Source organism: Paenibacillus sp. DMB20 (genome assembly GCF_000987955.1).
Lineage (GTDB): Bacteria > Bacillota > Bacilli > Paenibacillales > Paenibacillaceae > Paenibacillus_AQ.
The window spans coordinates 61,698-81,855 of the sequence record NZ_LAZU01000036.1 but is presented as its reverse complement, the minus strand read 5'-3'; the positions used below and the strand labels follow the sequence as shown (position 1 = coordinate 81,855).

Here is a 20,158-nt window from a genome sequence, read left to right as displayed (position 1 = left end):
ATAATGAGTTCAACCCCGTTTGGAACCGGTTCCGTTTTTAGTATATCGAATCTTTTTACTTTTTGTCAACGCTTTCTCGCTCAATAAATTGATACCCCAGTACGGTTAAGGGTTCTACCTGTTGGTCGTTAACCAGCTTTACGATATGCTTTGCCGCCAGATGTCCCGATTCGGCATAGTTGTATTTTACCGTCGTCAGGCCAGGATGAATGATCTCGGTCACGTCATAGCCGCCGAAGCCGGTAACCGACAAATCTTCCGGAATTCTCAGCCTGCGCATGCTTGCCGCCTTCATGACCCCTAAAGCGATGTTGTCCGTCGCACATACGATAACGGAAGGCTTGCTGGACCCCAGAACGGCTGAAGCAGCGCTTACCGCTTCGGACATTTTGAATCCGCTCTCGTAAAAACTGACCATGACGTTCGGATCGGCACATTCAGCCAGCGCCTTGCGAAAGCCCTCTTTCCGCTGAACGCCGACCGCCACATCACGCTCGGTTACCCCCAAATAGGCAATTTTCCTATGGCCCATGGAAAGAACATACCGTCCTACCTCGTATCCTGCCATATAATCGTTATAAACGAAGCTGTGAACCTCATTGTGCTGCTGACCCAACAACATGACCGGAACGTTAATCTCCCGGATGGCCGTAAGGTGTTTCTCCGTTACCTGGGTGGCGAACAGAACAATTCCGGATATTTTCTGTCTGGCCAAGTCATGCAGCGCTTCGATTTCCCTCCCCAGATCCTGGCCCGTGTTTATGATTAACAGCTGGTAACCCAGTTCCCTTAATTCTTCGTCCATGCCGGTGACCGTTTGCGAAGACGCAAAGGAATCCAAGCGCGGCACGATGGCGCCGATCATGCTTGTTTTTTTCGCTTTTAGGCTCTGGGCGAACGTATTGGGAATATATCCCGTATCTTTGATGACCTGTTCGATTTTACGGCGTGTCGCTTCGCTGACCGAACCTCCGTTCAAATAACGGGAGACCGTGCTTTTTGCCACACCCGCGATCCTTGCGATATCGGCTATATTTTTTTTCATTATGTCCCTCCCATGCACTCCTGCTTTTGGGTATCCCTGTTGATTCCCATATCTGATTCTAGCTGCTTCAACCTGTTTCTTTCTTTACTATACTCGATAGCATTCATTTTTTCACGGCAATAAAAAACCCTGACACCGCTCCCGCCGGGAGCTTGCCAGGGTATATCCGTCTTGGGTTACACCGCTTCGCTTATGGAATCGCGAACGGTTTTGGCCAAGCTGCGAAATACAAGATCATACGAATGATCGATCATATCCTGCAGATCGGCAAAGGATAGGCTGCCGTCTACGATGACGGTATTCCAATGCTTTTTATTTAAGTGGTAGCCGGGTTGAACCGCTTCATGCTGTTCCCGAAGGTTTTCGGCTATGACCGGATCGCACTTCAAGGATATATGAACCCATCCGTTCTCTCCCGGCTCCGTCAGAAGCGCGAACATTTTTCCGCCCACCTTCATGACGAGCGGGGCCGGACCGAACGGGTAATCCTGGGCGGCTCCCTTTTTGGCCGTACAATAGGCAACCAGCTGGCTGTACACGGACATTCTCTCCTTTATCCTGTATTTTCCTGCTGTAAATATACCATGAACGGCAAAGATATCAAAACACGAAAACACGTTTTAGGAGACGTTTGCCGCCCGAATCAATCCGAGGTGGCGCAGGCCATGGAGGATACCGTCCCGGTCGACATCCGTGGTAACATGGGAGGCGATTTTTTTGACTACGGGCAGCGCATTTCCCATGGCGACTCCATGGCCTACGTATTGCAGCATTTCCAGATCGTTGAGATGATCGCCGAAAGCTACCGCGTCTTCCGGTTTTTTGCCGAGCTTCTGGATCAATCGGGCAATGCCGGCCGCCTTCGATCCTCCCATGGGCAGGACGTCCACCGCATGGTCTCCCCATCTGACGAATTGAAGCTTGTTCGCGTATTTGTTTAAATAGAACCCCTCTTCCTCCTGCGTGCAAAAGACAATAGCCTGATAAATGTCCCTCTCTACATAGTAGCCCGGATCATAGCCGGGTACAGGGATTTTTAGAGGCTCGTAACTGGAATCGACTCTGGCATGCTGCTGCACGTTCATTTTCATGTCGAGTTCGTCCAAATACAAAATGGGCTGACTGTTCATCACGCATCGCCCGTAAGCTGTTCCAGCAGTTGCCTGGATATCGGATTCGCGTAGACCACCTCGTTGCGGTATACCACGTATTGACCGCTCAGGCTAACGTAGGTATCGATGCCGAGTTCTTCCCGGATCTCCTTGAACAGAAACGGAGCACGGCCGGTGGCAATCGCAGCCTCATGACCTTCAGACCTCAGCTCCCGAATCGCCTCTTTCGCGGACCGGGGTATTTCTTTGTTATGATCCAGCAATGTGCCGTCGATATCGAAAAACACCAGTTTTTTAGGTTTACTCATTCTTGTTCCACCCCTTCTTCTGTCTCATCTGTTGTCCATCGTAAAGGATGAAAAGCATTTCAGGTCAAGCAAATTTTTTTCAAAAAGCCTTTGCATAAATTGGTTAAATTTGTGATAATGCACATAAAACGTTGCTCTGAAAGGATTTATCAAATGAATGTGAACATCATTTTGCTCATTATTATCCTTGTGTTTGCGGTTCTTTACTTCCAGTCCAAAAAGAAACGCTCCGTTCCTCAGCGAAAGACAAAGGCTCCGGACTTCCGGAATGCTCCGCCTCCTCCACCCGTTGCGGAAGAAGAAAGCCCGGCTTTCCGGTTAGCGGGCAGAATGAAGCAGTCCATTCCCAAGACGTACAAACAATCGGTAAAACAGAGAGTCATGGGACAGCACCCCGGCCTGTCCGAACGGGAATACGAATGGCGTTGGCTTGAGCTTCAGCGTTTTTTTGTCATGTGCGCCGTTCTGGACCGCGTGCCGATGTTCAGCAAGGCCGTGGACGAGGTGTGGCACGAAATGCTTATGTATACCCGCGATTATCAGAATTTTTCGGACGAATACCTTGGCCGGATGCTGCATCATGCCCCGAATGTCTCCGAATCCGTTCCCATGCCTGGCGAACGTGCCTGGTTTGATCTGGTTTATGTGGAACTGTTCGGCTGGAGTCCTTACAGCGAGCTTTTATGGGGACCTTTCTTCCGTCACCCGATACCGCGGCAGGAACTGGAGCATTATCGGCATCCATCCCTTACGGCTCCCGAAGACGGAAGGTTTAATACGTGGGCTTATGATCAGATCCCCGAAGCACGCGCTGCCATTCAGGCTGTAAGGGACGGACTGCAAACGCGAATCAACATGGCAAACGAAGACAGGCATCAGGAACGCAGGAACGTAAGCTTCTCAAATCCCGAAGTTCTGCTTGCTTCCGCGGTTTTCTTTTCCTGGAACGACCCTGAACATTTCTCCGACCATATGATTCCCGAAGAGCAAATCAAGCGGGATATGTCGGGATCAAGCGCATGCTCCGGAACCGCATGCAGTTCGGGAAGCGACCATTCACGGGATTCGGACGGCGGTTCGGGCTCCGACCATAATACTTCATGCAACAGCAACTCCTCCTGCAGCGACGGATCCTCTTGCAGCAGCGGCTCATCGTGCAGCAGCTGCGGAGGCGGAGGCTGCAGCAGCTGAACAAGGAACACCGAATATATTTGACCAGCCGCTGTTTCATGGGCTGGTTTTTTATTTTTTCAACGATAAAGGACATACAACTCTAACCGGTTCCCCAATTTCAGGTAATTCTTTCATATTCTCGGTTTTAAAACGACTGTATTAGGCTGTAAGCCAGATAAATGGCCGTTCCCCACATGATCATGGCAGAGCTCACGTTAATTACGGACAGAAGCTTGCCTGAGGGATCGGCCTTCCCTGCAGCCCTTCCCGCAACTCCGAGGCCTAGGAACCACAACCAGGATACCGTTATGCAAGCAGCTGAAAAGGCTGCCTTCTCAAGGCCCGTATATTGAAGAGAGCTTGTGCCAATGACGCCAACGGTGTCCAGAATCGCATGCGGATTCAACAAGGATACCGACATGGCAAACGCGATTTGCTTCTTCGGAGTGAACGAACCGGCAGCTTCCCGATGTTGTGCCGGGGGCTTGCTTCTCCACGTTACGAATCCCATATAGATGAGAAAACCGATTCCAATGGTTAATAATGCGAGCCGGATCCATTCATACTCAAGCACCACGACGGATACGCCAAAAACGGCGAGCGAAATTAACAGCATATCGCACAGGGATGCGGTTATGATTACGGGCAGTGCTCGAATGAAACGAGGCTGTACCGCTCCCTGATTGAATACAAACACGTTTTGCACGCCCAGCGGAAGAATCAGGCCAAGCGCCAGAATGAATCCATGAATGATTGCGTCGAACATAATCTGCGAAACCTCCCATGATATTTTCATCATTGTATGGGAGGCTTAAGAACCCGTCTCCATCCAATGGGTTGGAACCGGCCCCAACCAATCGGTATAATAAAGCAAATATGACGTGAAAGATGGTTTTACGGATGACGGAAAAATGGAGATTGAATACATCATCTGAGGTGCCTCTGCATCAGCAAATTTACGATTTTATAAAGAACAGGATCATGAATGGGGAATGGCCCGTCGGCACAAGGATTCCCCCGCAGCGAGAGCTCGCGCTCAAATTTCAGGTGAACCGCAGCACGGTCGTTTACGCGCTCAGCGAGCTTGCTGCCGACGGACTGATCGAAGCAAAAGTGGGACAAGGCACCGTGGTCGTTAACAACACCTGGAGCCTGCTTGCCGCCGCTCCGCCGCCTGATTGGAATCAATACGTCAAATCCGGAACGTATCAGCCGAATATCCGGATGATCCAGCAGATCAACCGTGCAGAGGCCGATCCGGGCATGATCCGTCTCGGGACGGGCGAACTGTCTCCGGACCTGCTCCCAACCGCCGATATGCGGGAAATGTTCAACAGCAATATCGCCGATAAATTTACGCTGGGATATTCGGAGCCGAAAGGGAGTCTCTATTTAAGAGAGATTATCGGAGGGTATTTGAAAAAGAAAGGCATCGACGCCTCCCCCGCTTCCATACTGATCGTCTCCGGCGGACTGCAGGGATTGCAGCTGATTTCGGTCGGATTACTCCACCATGGCTCTGCCATATTCGTCGAGAATCCATCCTATCTGAACTCGATTCATGTCTTCCAGTCGGCAGGCATGCATTTGCATGGCATTCCCATGGATCCTGCAGGGATCCAAACGGAGTCCATCGGAAGATTGAAACGCCAGCTTGAAGCAGCTCTGCTCTATACGATCCCTTCGTTTCACAACCCGACCGGAACCTTGATGTCTTCCGAACGGCGGGCCGATCTGCTGCAGGTGTGCGCCCAGGAACGGCTGCCCGTTATAGAGGATGATGTGTACGGGGATTTGTGGTTTGCCGAACCCCCTCCCCCGCCGCTGAAAGCCCTGGATCAACAAGGGCTGGTTCTCTATATGGGAAGCATGTCCAAAACGCTCGGTCCAGGCCTTCGCATCGGCTGGATTGTCGGGCCTGAACCGGTGATCGACCGGCTGGCGGATATCAAGATGCAGACCGATTACGGCTCGAGTTCCCTTTCGCAGCATGCCGTTGCCGAATGGTTGTCAAGCGGAAGATACGAGAACCACCTGCTGCACATCCGATCGGAGCTCATGAAACGAAGGGATTTCACGATAGCGATGCTGGAGCGATATTTTGACGGCATCGCGGAATGGGACATTCCGCAAGGCGGTTTTTACATCTGGCTTCGGATCACGCGCTCCGTGTCCATTCGCCCTTTATTCGAACAGGCGCTTAAGGAAGGCATTTTGCTGAACCCGGGCAATATCTATGACCGCAACGATCACCAGCACCTTCGAGTATCGTATGCTTACGCATCGTATGATCAACTGGAGCAAGGGCTTATTCGACTTTCCGGGTTCATTCTTGCTTATCCTGCTAATTAGCTTGATGGCAGCGGGGAACGGCTAAGCGTACAATTATTTTAAAACAGCCAATCCCCTGCGTCGGAAGCTGTTCGCTTAAGTTTATGGATTTTTTGAAGTTTATCTGGGATAATGTGGGTTATCAAGCTATCGATGATAAGGAGGAATTTCATGACTGCCAAACGACTAATTACCCCTGAAGACCTTTACCGGATGCATTGGGTCAATGACCCGATGGTATCGCCGGTAAGCGGAGCGATCGCCTACGTGCAAAAGTCGGTCAGCGATAAGCATGACGGATACCGCTCGCATATCCGCCTGACGACGTCGGACGGAAGCCGGGACGTTCCGTTTACGTCCGGCGAACAAGATGGAGCGCCGGCCTGGTCCCCCGACGGAACGAAACTTGCCTTCACGCGCAAAAAAGACGATCGCCGCCAAGTATGGATCATGCCTGCAGACGGCGGAGAAGCCCGGCCGGCAACGAACCTGGAACATGGAGTGAACGCCTTCAAGTGGTCTCCGGACAGCAAAATGCTTCTGGTTAGCAGCGAGGTTTCCGATACTGAAAAAGAGGATGGCAATAACGAGAGCAAAGACGCTGTCAAGGACGACGCAAACAAACATCCCGAAGAAATCATCATCGACAGGATCAAATATAAAGCGGACGGCGGCGGAATCTGGAACGGGCGCCGCACTCATCTGTACACCGTCGACATAAAGACGGAAAAAACAGAACAAGTCACGACGGGCAATTTTGACGTATCCTCCTTCAATTGGTCTCCGGATGGCCGACGCATCGCTTACACCGCCAAAATCCCGTCGGATCGTTACCCGGATCCGGATCTCAGACTGACCAACGATGTGTTTATCGTCGATCTGTCGGACTCTTCCGTTTCCCGGATGACGGACGGAACGTTATCGGTCGATACGGTGGCGTTTACGCCCGACGGACAGTTTATTCTCATCCTTGCGGACGATTTGTCCTGCGGTTTTGCCACGCTTACCAAAATTCATCTGATTCCCCTGCAAGGGGGAGAATCCCGCGTGCTGTTCAGCGATATGGACGTTCAACTGGGGCACAGCTGCATCAGCGATATGCGGGCCGGTGCCGGAACGCCACCCCTCTTCAGCAAGGACGGAAAATCCGTTTATGTGCAGTTCAGCCGGAACGGAAGCGTGAATATTGGACGCTTTGCTCTTGACGGCTCGTCCCATGAGGTCATCGTCGGCGGCGAACGCGAAGTCTATCAGTTTGCCTTGACTCCGGAGGAAAATCTGGTTTTTGCGGCAGCCGATCCCCTTCAGCCGGGAGATTTGTTTACATACGATGCTGGCAGCGGCGAGGAAAAACAGCTGACCCGCTGCAACGAAGAGCTGTGGAAGGAGCTTGACTTAAGCAAGCCCGAAGCCTTTACCTTTAATACTTCCGATGGCTGGCCGATTCAGGGCTGGATCATCAAACCGGCGGAGTACAAAGCTGGCGAGAAGGTACCGGCGGTACTGGAAATTCACGGCGGGCCGCAGGCCATGTACGGCCATACGTTCATGCACGAGTTCCAGCTGCTGGCCGCGGCGGGGTATGCCGTGTTTTATACCAACCCACGGGGAGGACATGGGTATGGACAGGTACACGTGAATACTGTCCGGGGAGACTACGGCGGACGCGATTACCAGGATCTCATGGAGGCCGTGGATTATGTGCTGGAGGCTTACCCGTACGTCGATGCTTCCCGCCTCGGCGTTACCGGCGGAAGTTACGGCGGGTTCATGGCCAACTGGATCGTCGGCCATACGGACCGCTTCCAGGCTGCGGTAACGCAGCGCTCGATATCGAACTGGATCTCCTTCTACGGCGTCAGCGACATCGGCTATTATTTTACGGAGGATCAGATCTGGGGCAACCCATGGGATGATCTGGAGAAGCTGTGGAAGCATTCCCCGATCGCTTACGTGAAGAATGTTCATACCCCGCTATTGATCCTTCACGGCGAGCAGGATCTCCGCTGCCCGATCGAACAGGGGGAACAGATGTTTACCGCCTTAAAGCGCATCGGAAGGAAAACGCAGCTGATCCGCTTCCCGGGCGCGGACCACAACCTGTCCCGCAGCGGTCATCCGGTGCTTCGCGTTCAGCGCCTTGCCCATATCGTCCGCTGGTTTGTCGAGCACATCGAGCGTTAGGCCGGAGCGGGGCTTCATGCCATTATCGAATTGATTTTCTTAATACACCAAAGTTTAAGTTAGAGCAGGCTTGTAATACAGCCTGCTTTTTTTCATGAAAGAGCGCAATGCAAAAAACGGCATAGCCTCCATTTGGCCATACCGTTTTTGCGTTATAACGAAAGTCTCTTTCCTTACCTGCTACGCCTCGATAAGCGGAGACTGCGGGCCCATTTTGTAAACCTCGATGTTATTCAACTCCGCCCATCTCATAATCTCGCGAACCCCTTCGCATCGGGAATCCAGAAATTTGAAGGTGTAGCGCATCGCCGGTCTTTTCTTGCCTTTCAGTTTGAAGCCGAAAGCCGCGCTTCTGCAGCCGGACACGCGAATGACTTCGATTTCATCGGCACGGATGGTTTCACCGTTAATGACGATCATATTGGAATCGCTTTGAATTTGCACCCCGCGTTTACCGAACCGGGCATACGCCTCGATCGCCAGCGCCGTTACCAGCACGATATTGACCGCAACCTGGGCATAAAACAAAACGGGATACGATTGCTGCGTCCATACTCCAATCTGAAACATAATGACACTTAAAAGAAAAGATAGAACAATGATTTCCTTCATTCTGGTGGCATATTTGATTTGGTAGTTCATCATAAGATCCACTCCAATCCTGTAGTAAAAATGAGTCGTGTAAGTGCTTACAAATACATCCTACCTCATTATACCACCATTGTACATAAATTAGTCACATTTAGGTCACATTTTTGTCAAAAAATTTTAGAAACAGACCTTGCCTTTAAGTTGATATCATGTTTTGAGTATGCGTTCTCGTTCGACTAAGCCCTAAAGACGCAATCCTAAACAGAGCTATCCGGTGCGGTAATTGGGGACATGCGTAAAAAACCCTCCTTTCCGCTTTTGCAGCAGACCTGAGGGCTTTTCAAAAAAAATGGATAACACCAGGCTATCTGTTATTTTTAAGTTTCAATCCTACGGTGACGGAATCGATGACCGTAATTAACCCGATGATCCCAATGAGCCCCTTCGGTGAGCCGTTCCATATAGACGACACAACTTCGTAGGCCTCGCTTCCGACTGAAATCATGCCGGATTGTTCAAGCTCATGCATGAAGCCGGGATTCCAGATCCCAGGGTCGGACAGCATGATAACCATGAGTATAAACGATAGAACATTAAAGAACAGATGGCACACGACAATATTGGCCGTCCATTTACCGGATATGATTCTCAGGCAATCCCTGAAAATGCCAAGTGCGGCAAGGGCCCAAATAAACGGGAGGTAGCTGCCAAAAACTTCCTTATTAAATACGGGAATAATCCATGTACCCTGTTCCCCGTATCGATAGGCGCCGATGAAATCGAGCGAGAAAGTGAACAGGACGAGAAACAAAATGGAGAAAACAATGCCAAGAATCGGGTCAACGATTTTTATTTGATTTTTCGGATTTGGAACGGCCGGCAAATCTGCAGGCTTCCAAGACTTTTTGACATCTTTTTTCGCCCCGGCTTGCCCGTGTTTATAATCCAGCACCGCAAATATGAAAGTGACCCACGCGAATCCCTGGACATTGACGGAGGCTAATGATGCCAGGTATTTTACAAACGAATCGATAAACGTATCGGAGCCAAACCAGATTTCAATCGCATAACTCACGGTTATGGCAATGGCAACGGACGCCGTTACGATCTTAAGAACCGTTAAATAGGAATCAAAATGCTCCGGACTGATCAGGTAGCGCCCGGATTCCCGATATTTTGCGGCGAGCGTGGACGGATCGCCCAGCTCCATAAGAACGGCCTCCACGTCGGCCTCTTGTATTGAAGCATTTTGAACCCTTTCCTCCAGCATATCCTCGATTAACCCCCGGAGCTCCTTCTCAATATCCGCCCTCTGCTTTCGCGGAAGCTTGTGGGTTACGGCATAAACGTACCTTTCAACCAACTCCATCGACTCAAAACCTCCCGATCATCTAGGATCATCCATTATTTTTTGCAGGCTTGACATCATGGTTCTCCATTCCTCGCACAGCAGCTTATAAACCTCACGCCCCATGGAAGACAGCAAATAATACTTTCTGGGACGTGTCTCGTTCGTATCCCATCGGCTTTCCAGCAACCCTTGCTTCTCCAATCTGCGCAGCAGGGGATAGAGCGTTCCCGGATCGACATGTACGCCCTTCTCTTCCAAAACGGGGACCAGCGAGTAACCGTACTGCGGTTCGCCCAGCTGACTTAACACGCCAAGAATGATCGTTCCTCTCCTTAATTCCTGAGTCAGTCCAGCGATGATATCGTTCATGTCGCTCATGTTATCAACTCCTGAACACATTATACTGTATGTCACACACTATTGTAAATAAACTATTATCTGTTATCGCATATCTTTTGGTTATTCATTCCCGAATGAGAAGGATTGTTAAGAAAAAAACGCCAAGAGCTTCGTCCGTTCCATGTACAGACGAGCCAATGGCGCTTTTCATATTTTTGTTTTTCCTTATGACCCTTTGGAGCTTTTGGCCTTTTACCAGCTTGCTCTTAACTGATGTACTTGATTTACAAAATGGCATCCCTTAACGGACCGGTTCAATTCGTTTGTTTTATATTTCTAACGCCACATTAACGGATTCCATGGCATGGATAATCGTTGTGTCAAATAGCGGAACTTCCGAATCCTCAGGTTTGATTAATAACCCGATCTCCGTGCACCCCAGTACGATTCCTTCCGCGCCGGCGTCCACGAGTCTCCTGATGACCTGCTTGTAATCTTCTCTTGACGACTGCTGGATTTTTCCCAAACACAACTCTTCATATATAATCCTGTTCACCATCTCCCGATCAGGGGTTTCGGGTACCAAAACCTTGATGCCGTTTGACTCCAAACGCGATTTATAAAATGCTTGCTCCATCGTATATTTCGTCCCTAACAGGCCTATCGTTTTAAGGGTTGATTGTTTGATTCGATTTGCCGCCGCATCCGCGATATGCAAAACCGGTATGCTTATATTTTCCTCTATTTGTTCAATGACTTTATGCATCGTATTGGTGCAAATAACGATAAAGTCCGCTCCTCCCTTCTCCAACGATTGAGCGGCCGCACCGAGCAATTGGCCAGCCTTCTCCCACTCATCCGCGGCCTGATAACGTTCAACCTCTTGAAAATCAACGCTGTACAGCAGACATTTTGCCGAATGCAAGCCGCCCAATCTGTTCTTTACTTCTTCGTTAATAAGCCGGTAGTAGTTAATCGTTGATTCCCAACTCATTCCGCCGATTAATCCGATCGTCTTCATATGTTCCTCCTAATTGAACTCCAGATTTCAAATTCAATTATACCTTAATTCCGGGGCCGCTTCGGCCGGTTCCTCTTCATGAATCCATGGCAGCGGATTGCGGAACAACGACCAGTCCGACTCCATTTCGGTATCCGTTAAAAGACATTCGTCAAGCTCGCTCTCCAACAGCTGCCGATCCATCCGAATGCCGATCATGACGATCTCATTCAATCGGTCCCCCCATCGAACGTCCCATCGGCTCTCCACCTGCGGCTCATGCTGCAGCACCTCTTTGCGCTCGTCTTCGGGAAGTGCCGCCACCCAGTATCCGGCTGGGCCGAACTGAATGGACGGACCGGCCTGGCTGATCGTCGCGGCCCAGTCTTCTGGAACGGCGAGCCAGACAAGCCCTTTGGCGCGGACGACCTCTTCGGGCCACATCCCCATAAATTCAGCCAATCTTTCCGGATGGAACGGTCTTCTCCGGCGGTAGACAAATGAGCTGATTCCATATTCGTCCGTCTCCGGGGTATGATGATCTTTCTGCAATTCCTGAATCCATCCCGAGGCTTGGCTCGCCTTCTCAAAATCAAACAGCCCGGTATTCAGGATCTCGGTTGGGTCCACTTGTCCCCTTACCGTCCGTATGATTTTGGCGCCCGGCTGCATCCTGCGCAGAATGCCTTCCAGCTTATTGAGTTCTTCCGCCGTTACCATATCGCATTTGTTTAACAGAAGCACGTCGCACATTTCGATTTGATCGATCAGCAGATCCGCCACGTCCCGGGTGTCTTCCTCTCCGGCTGCCTCCTGCCGGTCCAACAGGCTTTGCCCGGAGGCAAAATCCTTCCAAAACCGGTTCGCATCCACAACCGTCACCATGCAGTCAAGTTTAGCCAAATCCGACAATTGAACTCCCGACACCTCGTCGGGGTAAGTAAATGTCTGAGCAACCGGCACGGGTTCGGAGATCCCTGTGGACTCGATCAATATGTAATCAAATTTTCCTTCTTCAGCCAGTGCCTTCACTTCCTGAACGAGATCTTCGCGCAGCGTGCAGCAAATGCAACCATTTGACATTTCCACGAGCTTCTCCTCGGTCCGCGACAAACTGCCTTCTCCTCTGACAAGATCGGCGTCAATGTTAATTTCGCTCATGTCGTTGACGATGACGGCAACCTTTAGCCCTTTCTTATTATGCAGTACATGATTGAGAACGGTCGTCTTGCCGGCGCCAAGGTATCCGCTAAGGACGGTTACCGGTATTTTTTGTGATGTCATTCGTTGATCACACTCCATATCGTTTATTCGTAATAATTACGATTTACTTAGAATGATCCTAACGGGTAACCCGAAGCTTTGTCAAGCGAATATTATCCGTACTGCATGAATCGTTTCATTCAAAGGTTTCTATAAATACCTTTACTTATTGACCATCTGTTAAAAAACCATTTATAATAGTATAAATTGCTACTTATTGTAATTTTAAGGAAGTTATACCTTTGCTAGAAAATACTATATTAGTTGACGAAATAGATAGTGACACTTTAGTTAGTATGATTAAAATGGCATATGCTTTTGAAAACTGGGAGAAGGTGATTTCTTTATCTGACGATCTTCTAGAAATGTCTACACCAGCAAACAAAAAAGACGCCAATGAAAAAACCGCTTGTTTATTATTTTGGTTATAGCCATTTAATGAAAGGTCTGGCACTACAAAAACTAAAGAACTACAAAGAGTCAATGGCATGTGTTCACATTTACTCGGATTTAAATTGGATAGACAACAGCCAAGAAGGGAAATATTATATCGATAGTTTTCAGACTTTTGCTAAAGCAAATTCGTTAACCTTGGAACTATTAATGGGTAATAGAAATAAATTAACGGAATACCTAGACATACTAATTAAGAATCCAGATGAAATATTGCCTGGTTTAATCACAATTATTGAATCATCTCTAGTACATAATTTTGATGTAGATAAAGAAATATCACTCTTACTTCCTTATATTTCTGAATACAGTCATCAGAACAGGCCTATTCGTATAGCTTATTATTTGACAGTACACTACCTATTAGCACTGTATTACTACAAAAAGAAGAAATATTCTGATGCGATAGTTTGTACTTTACACAATATTACAGAATCTGATAAACTTAGCAATGAGAGATACTTCAAAAGATCTATTGCTTTATTTGATGTACTTAAATCACACGCATCGGTCCCACAAATGGCAGAGTATTCCGATACACTACATTTAATTCTAAGGAGAGTGATTGAAAATGAAGAAGACTTTGATTTCGATAGTGTTATTGGGTTTAATTAGTATTGTTAATTTGAACTATATTATCCCAGAAGACCAACCTTATGTTACATACTATAATCATGGAGCAGATTTTTAACCTTTCCTATAAGCGAATTATTTCTTAGAGATAATTCGCTTTTTTTTTGTAAAAGATCTATTACTCAATATCAATCTTATAGTACTCACAGCACACTGCACAAAACGCCAATTCTGTTGGATGCCCCCATATTTCATTGTTCATCATTGAATAGTTAATGAACCTGCATGATTAGGACATTTCCACGAAGACTCTTTTATATATCTGATTTCTTGATTTCTAGTGGCAAGTACAGTAAGGCCCGTAGAAGAACTTCATGTGTAAAACCCTTTCGCAATGCCTACATGAGTTCGCTTGGGGCAAAGGAATACTATTACCGCAAACGCAAGAAGGAAAGAGTCATCATGTGGCGATACGTTCCTTAGCTAACAACTGGGTACGTATTATTTATGCATTGTGGAAGAAACAAGAACAGTACGACCCAGCTATCTTTAAAGCAGCTCAGTTGAAAACACTTCCATAAAGCGGCATAAAATCTTGTGGAATTAATCCCGGGTTGTTTCCACCCTAGAACCGGAACGTATATTCTATATTGACATAGAGGGTTTGCCCTTGGCTAACGGTAGGCGCTCGCCAGCCCCCGTTCGGCTCTCACCCTAGAGATGACCCCATGCTGGGCGTGCACTAAAAAAGCCCCGAAGAATACTCGGGGCTTTTCCCTTAAAGAATCATGTCGGATTTTATGGAAATCCTTACCCGATATCCATCTATAATGCGGTTCATGCCTGATCGTCTGCGCTCCACCGGCTTCCATACTTTTCCAGACGCGGATGGATGATTTCCGGCTCTGAGGTCAGTATCAATCTCAGCTTGACGATCCACTCCTCAAACGAGGCATAGGAGGCAAACGTATTTGCCATCTGAGGCGACATATAGACAAAATGGGGTGCCGAATATTTCTCGGTCAAATGGCGGAGCGCGGCTTCGACCGGCGTGTATTTCTTCCGCTTTCCTTCCCAGCTCTCCACGACGATGTTGGGGGTGCCCAGCTCCTCGCACCAGGCAAGAAGCGGTTTTTCCCGTTTATAAAAGGCTTCCGTGTGCTGTTTGGTCATTCGCTTTACCGTTTCCTCATGCAGCGGGTACAAGACCAGCTTGGCGAAGGCCCGTTCTTTCATCATCTTGAGCGCCTGATTCAAATCCTCTTCGGACGTTTCCGCAAACGTATCATAATAGATCAGAGTCCCTTTGGCTCCTTCTCTTGGAGGCTCATAGCCGTATGGAACGTGCTGCAGGTTGCGTTTCATCAGAACTCCTCCCTTTTTATCCGGCAGGTTAAAGCCGTACGGTTTATCTATTTATCCCCGGGCCGCTTGATCCATAAACAGCGGGTCACCATTCCATCCTCGGAGGAACCCGGTGTCTTGTCGCCTGCTCAAAGCCATAAGCCAAGCTGAACAGCGTCGGTTCGCTAAAGGCCCCGCCGACAAACGTAATGCCCTGCGGTCCTTTCGTGTTGTATCCCCCGGGGGCGATTACGCCCTCTTTGGCATAACCGCCCGGAACCGTAATCGAGGGATATCCTAACTGAGCCGCAAGGTCGTTGCAGGCTTCGTCTCCCAGGAACATGATCGCATCCAAACGGTGCTCCCCCAGCGCATAATCGATCCCTTTCGTGCCGGCAAGCTCTTGGTTTTGCCGCAGACTATCAAGGTATTCCGGCTCCGACAGGTCACCTCGCGTCTCCTCGCACCAGATTAACAAATTTTGTCCATACTTCAACGCCTGCTCGGCATTTGCTTCATTGAAGGCGATGAGCTCGGCCAAGGAGTGTACCGGAATTGAGGGGTCCAGCTTCTCCAGATAGTCGTTCAGATATTTCTTGAATTCATACCTTAGCACGGAGGAATTCCAATTCGTTTCCTGACAAGGAAGATTCACGGGATCAACAATGGTCGCGCCCTGCTCCCTCATGACCTGAATCGCGTTTTCCATCACTTCGAGCCGGTCGGGATCCAAAAATTGAAAATAATGACGCGGAATGCCGATACGGGCTTCTTTCAAGAATTCCGCATTCAAAAAAGCGGTATAATCCAGGCCAGCATGCGGTCTGCTTGCCAAGGTTTTAGAATCCCGCTCGTCCACTCCCGACAATGCCGTCAATAGAATGGCCGCATCCTCGACCGTACGCGTCATGGGGCCGGGAGAGTCCTGTGTAAAGGTTAGCGGAATCATGCCGGTCCGGCTGACAAGTCCGACGGTCGGCTTGATGCCGACAAGACACGTCTGGCTTGACGGACTGATAATGGAGCCTGAGGTCTCCGTACCTATGGCGGCAGCGCACAAATTGGCCGCCACCGCGGCGGCGGAGCCAGAACTGGAACCCCCGATAAACAAATCGCCCGGTCCGTAAGGATTCAGCACAAGTCCTCCTCTGGAGCTGTATCCTGCCCACATGGTCGTGGACATGAAGTTGGCCCATTCCGTCATGTTCGCTTTGCCCAGGAGCACGGCTCCGGCTTCCCTGAGCCTCGCGGCCACGAATGAGTCTTCGGCGGCATACGAATCCGCCAAGGCCAAGGACCCCGCACTCGTATGCATCCGGTCACCGGTGCCAATGTTGTCCTTCATCAGAACGGGGATTCCGTGCATCTTACCGCGGGCGCCCTTGCCGCGGCGTTCCGCGTCCAGAGATCTCGCGATATCCGCCGCATCCGGATTCAGCTCCAAAACCGAGCGGAGCTTGGGATCATACGTCTGAATGCGCTCTATATATAGGTTAACGATCTCCTCCGAGCTGGTCCATCCTTTTTCCATGGCGTCCTGCAGCTCTGAAATCGTTGCTTCCACGATCCAAACCTGTTTGTTGTCAATCAATTGCTTTGCCTCCTCGCTGGTGCTTATATACGATACTTTCGATTCGTTTAAAGTGTCACGCTATCGCCTCCCGATGGGCATGATTCCTATATGTGTTCAAGCCGGACACCCTTAAATCCTTTAAATGCACTTCATTTCAAAGGGGGAACCTCTGCTCTCCCCTTGGTCTCCCTTCCCAAAATCGGATAGGAGGCCACCCATTAATTGAGTAGCCGACCTCTCAGTCGAGTAGCCCGAAGGGGTTTCACCTTCAGGCTCTCACAGAACCGTACGTGAACCTCTCGATTCATACGGCTCTTATCATTCGGCCAGTTACGGTACCATTCCGAGAACCCAGTGTGGAAACATATTGGGTTCTCTTTTTGCGAGTTCTTTCAGCCATTTTTCCGCTCGACTGCGATGTCCCCTGAACCTCTTGTATTTGCACATTGCCCATTTGATCAGTCTGCGGTTCAGACAGTCAATGGTGTACTTTACTGCTGATGGATTGAATTTCGTGAAGTAGTTAAGCCAACCGCTGACCATTGGAGATAGCATTTCAGCGATCATTTCGATTTTACTACCGGTGTAGCTATGAATTCGCATCGATTTTATTTTGTCTCTGAATGCTTTGGCCGATTTCGCGCTCACTGATGGCAGGAAGTTGAACTGCAATCTCCCCAGTCTGTCTTTGATGAACATCCTTCGAAAGGTGTACCCCAGGAATTCAAACTCAGTGACTGGATACTCCTTTACTCTGTCCTTATCCTTGCAGTATACAATCTTGGTTTTCGTTGGATGCAATTCAAGCTTGCATTCCTCTAGTCGTTCCTTGAGTTTTCCCAGAATCTCCTCAGCTTCCGCTTGCGTTCTGCAGTGGATAATGGCGTCATCTGCATATCTTTCAAACGGTGCGTTTGGATTTGTTCGTTTCATCCACAAGTCAAAAGCGTAGTGCATAAACAGATTCGCAAGTACAGGACTGATGACACCACCCTGAGGGGTTCCGCTTTTGCGTTCGATCCATCGACCTTCTGCATTTATGAACGGTGCTTTGAGCCATCTTTCGATATACATCAGTATCCATGACTCGCTGATGTGCTTTCGCACTGCACGCATTAATAATTCGTGATCGATGTTGTCAAATAGACCTTTGATGTCAAATTCTAAGACATAGTCATTTTTCCAGCACCTTTTCCTCGCTTGTCTTATTGCATCAGTCGCTGACTTGTTGGGACGGTACCCATAGGAATCTGTATGGAAGATGGCCTCTACTCGCGGCTCTATATACATTTTCACTACCATTTGAGCCACTCTGTCTCCGACTGTCGGAATGCCGAGTCCTCGCTTTCCGCCGGATTTCTTTGGAATTTCGACCAATTTAACCGGTGGAGGGAAGTAACTTCCGGAACTCATTCTGTTCCAGATCTTATACAGGTTTCCTTTGAGGTCTTGTCCAAAGTCCTTGATGTCCAGACCGTCGATCCCTGCACTTCCTTTATTCGCTTTGACTCTCTTAAATGCTGTCATAACTACCTGCTTTGGAATGTTAAATGGCTTGCTCTCTTTCATCGAATCCTCCTGTTAACCAGTTGTTCTCTGCTTCGAGCTGAATGATGGCGCCCCTTCGCTCCATTGCCATTACAGCAATTTCATGACTACTACAGGCGCCTCCGCCCCTGCATCAACGCTTTGCTATTTCGACCTCGCCTTTCTGTGACTTGTGTCTTTTCACTTACCATCGTGATGCAGGTTCCTGTGTTTCACATCAGAGCCTGTTATGCACTCATGCTGCCTTAATACCGTTTGCCGAGCAGTCAGCCTCCAGGTCTACTTCTGCTCTTTTCCCTGCCTAGTGGTGAACAACAGGTTTTGACAAAGTTTTACGCTATCGATACTTCATCGGCAGTTCACTTTCGTTCATCTTTGCATATCCCACATGATTGCTTATGGCAACCTTTTCCCTAAACGCTCACTACCACAACTCTTTATTGCAGCAGCTTAGGGCTGTTTGACGGATTCGCCTGACTCGATCCCCGTCGAGGGGCCTTCCCTCATCTCTGATGTGCCTTTCACAGCACACCACCACCGTACGTACCGTTCGGTATACGGCGGTAAGCGTTCAGCGATTCGTTGAGCCTGCTGCCTCCCCTCCCCATTAAAGAGGAATATCGCTTCTTCCCTGGGCCTTATTCTGAACATTTCAATCCGTTATTCCGTGTCTAATAAGGCCGATGGCAGCCGTTTCATCCACCTCCCGCAAGGTGCATCTCCATGTAATTCTGCAATATACTCTCTACGGCTGCATTCGCCATTTTATCACGATGAAGCGGTTGGCCAGAGCCACAAGAGCAAACACGATGGCAAACGTAATAAAGCCCGAGTAAATCTGGCATGCCACTGCGGTTGTAAATATAAGAAATTCGATAAGCAGCACCACGGCAAGCGGCACTTGATCCTTGCTTTCGGAGAGATGGTCATGCCCCTGATGACGGCTGCAAGCAGCGGAAGCCCAATACCGAGTGCAACCTGTGCCATGAGCCCGGAACCATAATGGAAGCCCCAGTAACCTATCGAAAATAACAGAATCAATTCCAATATAAATCGGACGGCGAGATTCAGTACTTTGAACATGGAGGGACACCTTCCGTTTCATGTCATGAACCTATTTATACTGCAGGCATTAAAGCTCGATTTGCTCCAAATGATAAATCAGGTGATCAACATAATCGTTAAACAACCACTCCAGCGTGACCTCCGTTTTATCGGGCAGCACGCATTTCTTCTGGAAGTCGGATGAATCGGCTCTTTGCATGACCCGCAGAATCATCCGGTTAACCTGCTGCCACAGTGCCAGAACATCCGATTGATCATATTGATTCTGGTAATCGTTCACCCGGACCCAATCGTTCTGCGCGTAACCTTGAATCGCAATAGGGTAATCCGACACCAATATTTTTATAAATCGGATATGGTTATTGACCGCCGAATCGCATAGATGGCCCAGGATCTCCTTCTTGGACCATTTATCAGGCGTAAGCTTCAGATTGAATTCCACCTTGTCGATTGCCGTTACAATCTCTGTTACTTCAGAAATCAAAGATTCCAGCTTTATAATGGATTCCATGCGTTATTCCTCCTTCTCGTTCATGATTCTATTCGTATAATCGGCAGTCCTAAGAAATCACTGTAATGCTTAGCCACTTCCCGAAACTCCTGTTCTCGATCGATCAACGGCGAGAACGGGCTTAACGTGATTTCGATGCCGCTGCGCTTGATCTCCCGCTTCCAGATACCGACCACTTCTCCTCCTGCAACCATAATAGGTTGGAAAACCCCGTTAGCGAAAGGGAGCGATTTTGGCATCATGCTCTGACTCAATAATTGCTCTCCCGATCCTTGTCCCCCAAGTAATATTCATCAAAACCCGGAAGCAGAACCGCCGGACCCGAATCAACGGACGCGAACGGGACAGAAACCGGGCTCCATCAGTCTGGGACAGGATACGGGGGTACGGCCGC

At 49.1% G+C, this 20,158-nt stretch carries 21 protein-coding genes and 1 pseudogene; 5 read left to right on the top strand and 17 right to left on the bottom strand.

The features are described from left to right. Positions 1–55 precede the first annotated feature (55 nt). The 4 genes from XI25_RS19415 to XI25_RS36440 all read right to left on the bottom strand — a co-directional run bounded on the left by XI25_RS19415 (position 56) and on the right by XI25_RS36440 (position 2,465). A complete protein-coding gene (locus XI25_RS19415) occupies positions 56–1,045 on the bottom strand; it encodes a LacI family DNA-binding transcriptional regulator (protein WP_046679817.1) in 990 nt (329 codons plus the stop codon). Positions 1,046–1,221: 176 nt separating this feature from the next. Beyond that, on the bottom strand, positions 1,222–1,584 hold the full coding sequence (locus tag XI25_RS19410; protein WP_046679816.1) for an MmcQ/YjbR family DNA-binding protein: 363 nt from the start codon (positions 1,582–1,584) through the stop codon (positions 1,222–1,224). Positions 1,585–1,665: 81 nt separating this feature from the next. After that, positions 1,666–2,175: an HAD-IIB family hydrolase gene (locus XI25_RS36445; protein WP_327204829.1), complete on the bottom strand. Its 510-nt coding sequence runs from the start codon at positions 2,173–2,175 to the stop codon at positions 1,666–1,668. Beyond that, on the bottom strand, positions 2,175–2,465 hold the full coding sequence (locus XI25_RS36440; protein WP_327204828.1) for an HAD-IIB family hydrolase: 291 nt from the start codon (positions 2,463–2,465) through the stop codon (positions 2,175–2,177). Before XI25_RS36440 ends, XI25_RS36445 begins: the two co-directional genes overlap by 1 nt. A 153-nt stretch (positions 2,466–2,618) precedes the next feature. Here XI25_RS36440 and XI25_RS19400 point away from each other — a divergent pair, with 153 nt between their 5' ends. Continuing rightward, complete coding sequence (locus XI25_RS19400) at positions 2,619–3,656, top strand: hypothetical protein (protein ID WP_046679815.1); 1,038 nt, start codon at positions 2,619–2,621, stop codon at positions 3,654–3,656. A gap of 127 nt (positions 3,657–3,783) precedes the next feature. Here the strand turns inward: XI25_RS19400 and XI25_RS19395 are convergent, their stop codons facing one another. Beyond that, positions 3,784–4,404, bottom strand: coding sequence for a LysE/ArgO family amino acid transporter (locus tag XI25_RS19395; protein ID WP_046679814.1), 621 nt, complete (start codon positions 4,402–4,404; stop codon positions 3,784–3,786). Between the two features lie 134 nt (positions 4,405–4,538). On the opposite strand from XI25_RS19395, the gene pdxR reads away from it, so the two are divergent. Next, complete coding sequence (gene pdxR / locus XI25_RS19390; protein ID WP_046679813.1) at positions 4,539–5,990, top strand: MocR-like pyridoxine biosynthesis transcription factor PdxR; 1,452 nt, start codon at positions 4,539–4,541, stop codon at positions 5,988–5,990. A gap of 150 nt (positions 5,991–6,140) precedes the next feature. Further along, entirely contained in the window at positions 6,141–8,153 is a 2,013-nt protein-coding gene (locus XI25_RS19385) for a S9 family peptidase (protein ID WP_046679812.1), read from the top strand. A gap of 180 nt (positions 8,154–8,333) precedes the next feature. Here the strand turns inward: XI25_RS19385 and XI25_RS19380 are convergent, their stop codons facing one another. The 5 genes from XI25_RS19380 to XI25_RS19360 form a co-directional block, all read right to left on the bottom strand. Next, on the bottom strand, positions 8,334–8,798 hold the full coding sequence (locus XI25_RS19380; protein WP_235439996.1) for a hypothetical protein: 465 nt from the start codon (positions 8,796–8,798) through the stop codon (positions 8,334–8,336). 310 nt (positions 8,799–9,108) lie between these two features. Further along, positions 9,109–10,113 carry an HAAS signaling domain-containing protein gene (locus tag XI25_RS19375; protein ID WP_046679811.1) on the bottom strand — a complete coding sequence of 335 codons (1,005 nt, stop codon included), beginning with the start codon at positions 10,111–10,113 and terminating at the stop codon, positions 9,109–9,111. A gap of 18 nt (positions 10,114–10,131) precedes the next feature. Further along, a complete protein-coding gene (locus XI25_RS19370; RefSeq protein ID WP_046679810.1) occupies positions 10,132–10,473 on the bottom strand; it encodes a PadR family transcriptional regulator in 342 nt (113 codons plus the stop codon). A 289-nt stretch (positions 10,474–10,762) separates the two neighbouring features. Then, entirely contained in the window at positions 10,763–11,455 is a 693-nt protein-coding gene (locus tag XI25_RS19365; RefSeq protein WP_046679809.1) for an aspartate/glutamate racemase family protein, read from the bottom strand. Between the two features lie 33 nt (positions 11,456–11,488). Further along, positions 11,489–12,718 carry a GTP-binding protein gene (locus XI25_RS19360; RefSeq protein ID WP_046679808.1) on the bottom strand — a complete coding sequence of 410 codons (1,230 nt, stop codon included), beginning with the start codon at positions 12,716–12,718 and terminating at the stop codon, positions 11,489–11,491. A gap of 221 nt (positions 12,719–12,939) precedes the next feature. Between XI25_RS19360 and XI25_RS33435 the strand changes: the two genes are divergently transcribed. Both XI25_RS33435 and XI25_RS19350 read left to right on the top strand, forming a co-directional pair. Further along, positions 12,940–13,128 carry a hypothetical protein gene (locus XI25_RS33435; RefSeq protein ID WP_046679807.1) on the top strand — a complete coding sequence of 63 codons (189 nt, stop codon included), beginning with the start codon at positions 12,940–12,942 and terminating at the stop codon, positions 13,126–13,128. Further along, entirely contained in the window at positions 13,094–13,765 is a 672-nt protein-coding gene (locus tag XI25_RS19350; RefSeq protein ID WP_152669175.1) for a hypothetical protein, read from the top strand. Before XI25_RS33435 ends, XI25_RS19350 begins: the two co-directional genes overlap by 35 nt. Before the next feature lie 795 nt (positions 13,766–14,560). Here the strand turns inward: XI25_RS19350 and XI25_RS19345 are convergent. The 7 genes and pseudogenes from XI25_RS19345 to XI25_RS19325 all read right to left on the bottom strand — a co-directional run bounded on the left by XI25_RS19345 (position 14,561) and on the right by XI25_RS19325 (position 20,018). Beyond that, positions 14,561–15,088, bottom strand: coding sequence for a hypothetical protein (locus XI25_RS19345; protein ID WP_046679805.1), 528 nt, complete (start codon positions 15,086–15,088; stop codon positions 14,561–14,563). A gap of 85 nt (positions 15,089–15,173) precedes the next feature. Further along, positions 15,174–16,598, bottom strand: coding sequence for an amidase family protein (locus XI25_RS19340; RefSeq protein WP_046679984.1), 1,425 nt, complete (start codon positions 16,596–16,598; stop codon positions 15,174–15,176). A 372-nt stretch (positions 16,599–16,970) separates the two neighbouring features. Next, positions 16,971–18,209 (bottom strand): group II intron reverse transcriptase/maturase, encoded by a 1,239-nt coding sequence (gene ltrA / locus XI25_RS19335; protein WP_046679804.1) that lies wholly within the window; start codon positions 18,207–18,209, stop codon positions 16,971–16,973. A gap of 724 nt (positions 18,210–18,933) precedes the next feature. Continuing rightward, positions 18,934–19,089: a hypothetical protein gene (locus tag XI25_RS36990; protein WP_235440031.1), complete on the bottom strand. Its 156-nt coding sequence runs from the start codon at positions 19,087–19,089 to the stop codon at positions 18,934–18,936. 35 nt (positions 19,090–19,124) lie between these two features. Continuing rightward, positions 19,125–19,271, bottom strand: a pseudogene (locus XI25_RS36985) (YrdB family protein); the annotation flags it as partial. Positions 19,272–19,320: 49 nt separating this feature from the next. Continuing rightward, on the bottom strand, positions 19,321–19,764 hold the full coding sequence (locus XI25_RS19330) for a DinB family protein (RefSeq protein ID WP_046679803.1): 444 nt from the start codon (positions 19,762–19,764) through the stop codon (positions 19,321–19,323). 20 nt (positions 19,765–19,784) lie between these two features. Then, on the bottom strand, positions 19,785–20,018 hold the full coding sequence (locus tag XI25_RS19325; protein WP_046679802.1) for a DNA glycosylase AlkZ-like family protein: 234 nt from the start codon (positions 20,016–20,018) through the stop codon (positions 19,785–19,787). Positions 20,019–20,158 lie beyond the last annotated feature (140 nt).

Excerpts from the sequence above, each read along its gene's own strand:
- XI25_RS36440 (WP_327204828.1), bottom strand. The coding sequence starts at position 2,465 with ATGAGTAAACCTAAAAAACTGGTGTTTTTCGATATCGACGGCACATTG.
- XI25_RS19380 (WP_235439996.1), bottom strand. The coding sequence starts at position 8,798 with ATGATGAACTACCAAATCAAATATGCCACCAGAATGAAGGAAATCATT.
- XI25_RS19370 (WP_046679810.1), bottom strand. The coding sequence starts at position 10,473 with ATGAGCGACATGAACGATATCATCGCTGGACTGACTCAGGAATTAAGG.
- XI25_RS19395 (WP_046679814.1), bottom strand. The coding sequence starts at position 4,404 with ATGTTCGACGCAATCATTCATGGATTCATTCTGGCGCTTGGCCTGATT.
- XI25_RS19360 (WP_046679808.1), bottom strand. The coding sequence starts at position 12,718 with ATGACATCACAAAAAATACCGGTAACCGTCCTTAGCGGATACCTTGGC.
- XI25_RS19375 (WP_046679811.1), bottom strand. The coding sequence starts at position 10,113 with ATGGAGTTGGTTGAAAGGTACGTTTATGCCGTAACCCACAAGCTTCCG.
- XI25_RS19385 (WP_046679812.1), top strand. The coding sequence starts at position 6,141 with ATGACTGCCAAACGACTAATTACCCCTGAAGACCTTTACCGGATGCAT.
- XI25_RS19340 (WP_046679984.1), bottom strand. The coding sequence starts at position 16,598 with ATGGAAAAAGGATGGACCAGCTCGGAGGAGATCGTTAACCTATATATA.
- XI25_RS19350 (WP_152669175.1), top strand. The coding sequence starts at position 13,094 with ATGAAAAAACCGCTTGTTTATTATTTTGGTTATAGCCATTTAATGAAA.
- ltrA (WP_046679804.1), bottom strand. The coding sequence starts at position 18,209 with ATGAAAGAGAGCAAGCCATTTAACATTCCAAAGCAGGTAGTTATGACA.
- XI25_RS19330 (WP_046679803.1), bottom strand. The coding sequence starts at position 19,764 with ATGGAATCCATTATAAAGCTGGAATCTTTGATTTCTGAAGTAACAGAG.
- XI25_RS19400 (WP_046679815.1), top strand. The coding sequence starts at position 2,619 with ATGAATGTGAACATCATTTTGCTCATTATTATCCTTGTGTTTGCGGTT.
- XI25_RS19365 (WP_046679809.1), bottom strand. The coding sequence starts at position 11,455 with ATGAAGACGATCGGATTAATCGGCGGAATGAGTTGGGAATCAACGATT.
- XI25_RS36445 (WP_327204829.1), bottom strand. The coding sequence starts at position 2,175 with ATGAACAGTCAGCCCATTTTGTATTTGGACGAACTCGACATGAAAATG.
- pdxR (WP_046679813.1), top strand. The coding sequence starts at position 4,539 with ATGACGGAAAAATGGAGATTGAATACATCATCTGAGGTGCCTCTGCAT.
- XI25_RS19415 (WP_046679817.1), bottom strand. The coding sequence starts at position 1,045 with ATGAAAAAAAATATAGCCGATATCGCAAGGATCGCGGGTGTGGCAAAA.
- XI25_RS19345 (WP_046679805.1), bottom strand. The coding sequence starts at position 15,088 with ATGAAACGCAACCTGCAGCACGTTCCATACGGCTATGAGCCTCCAAGA.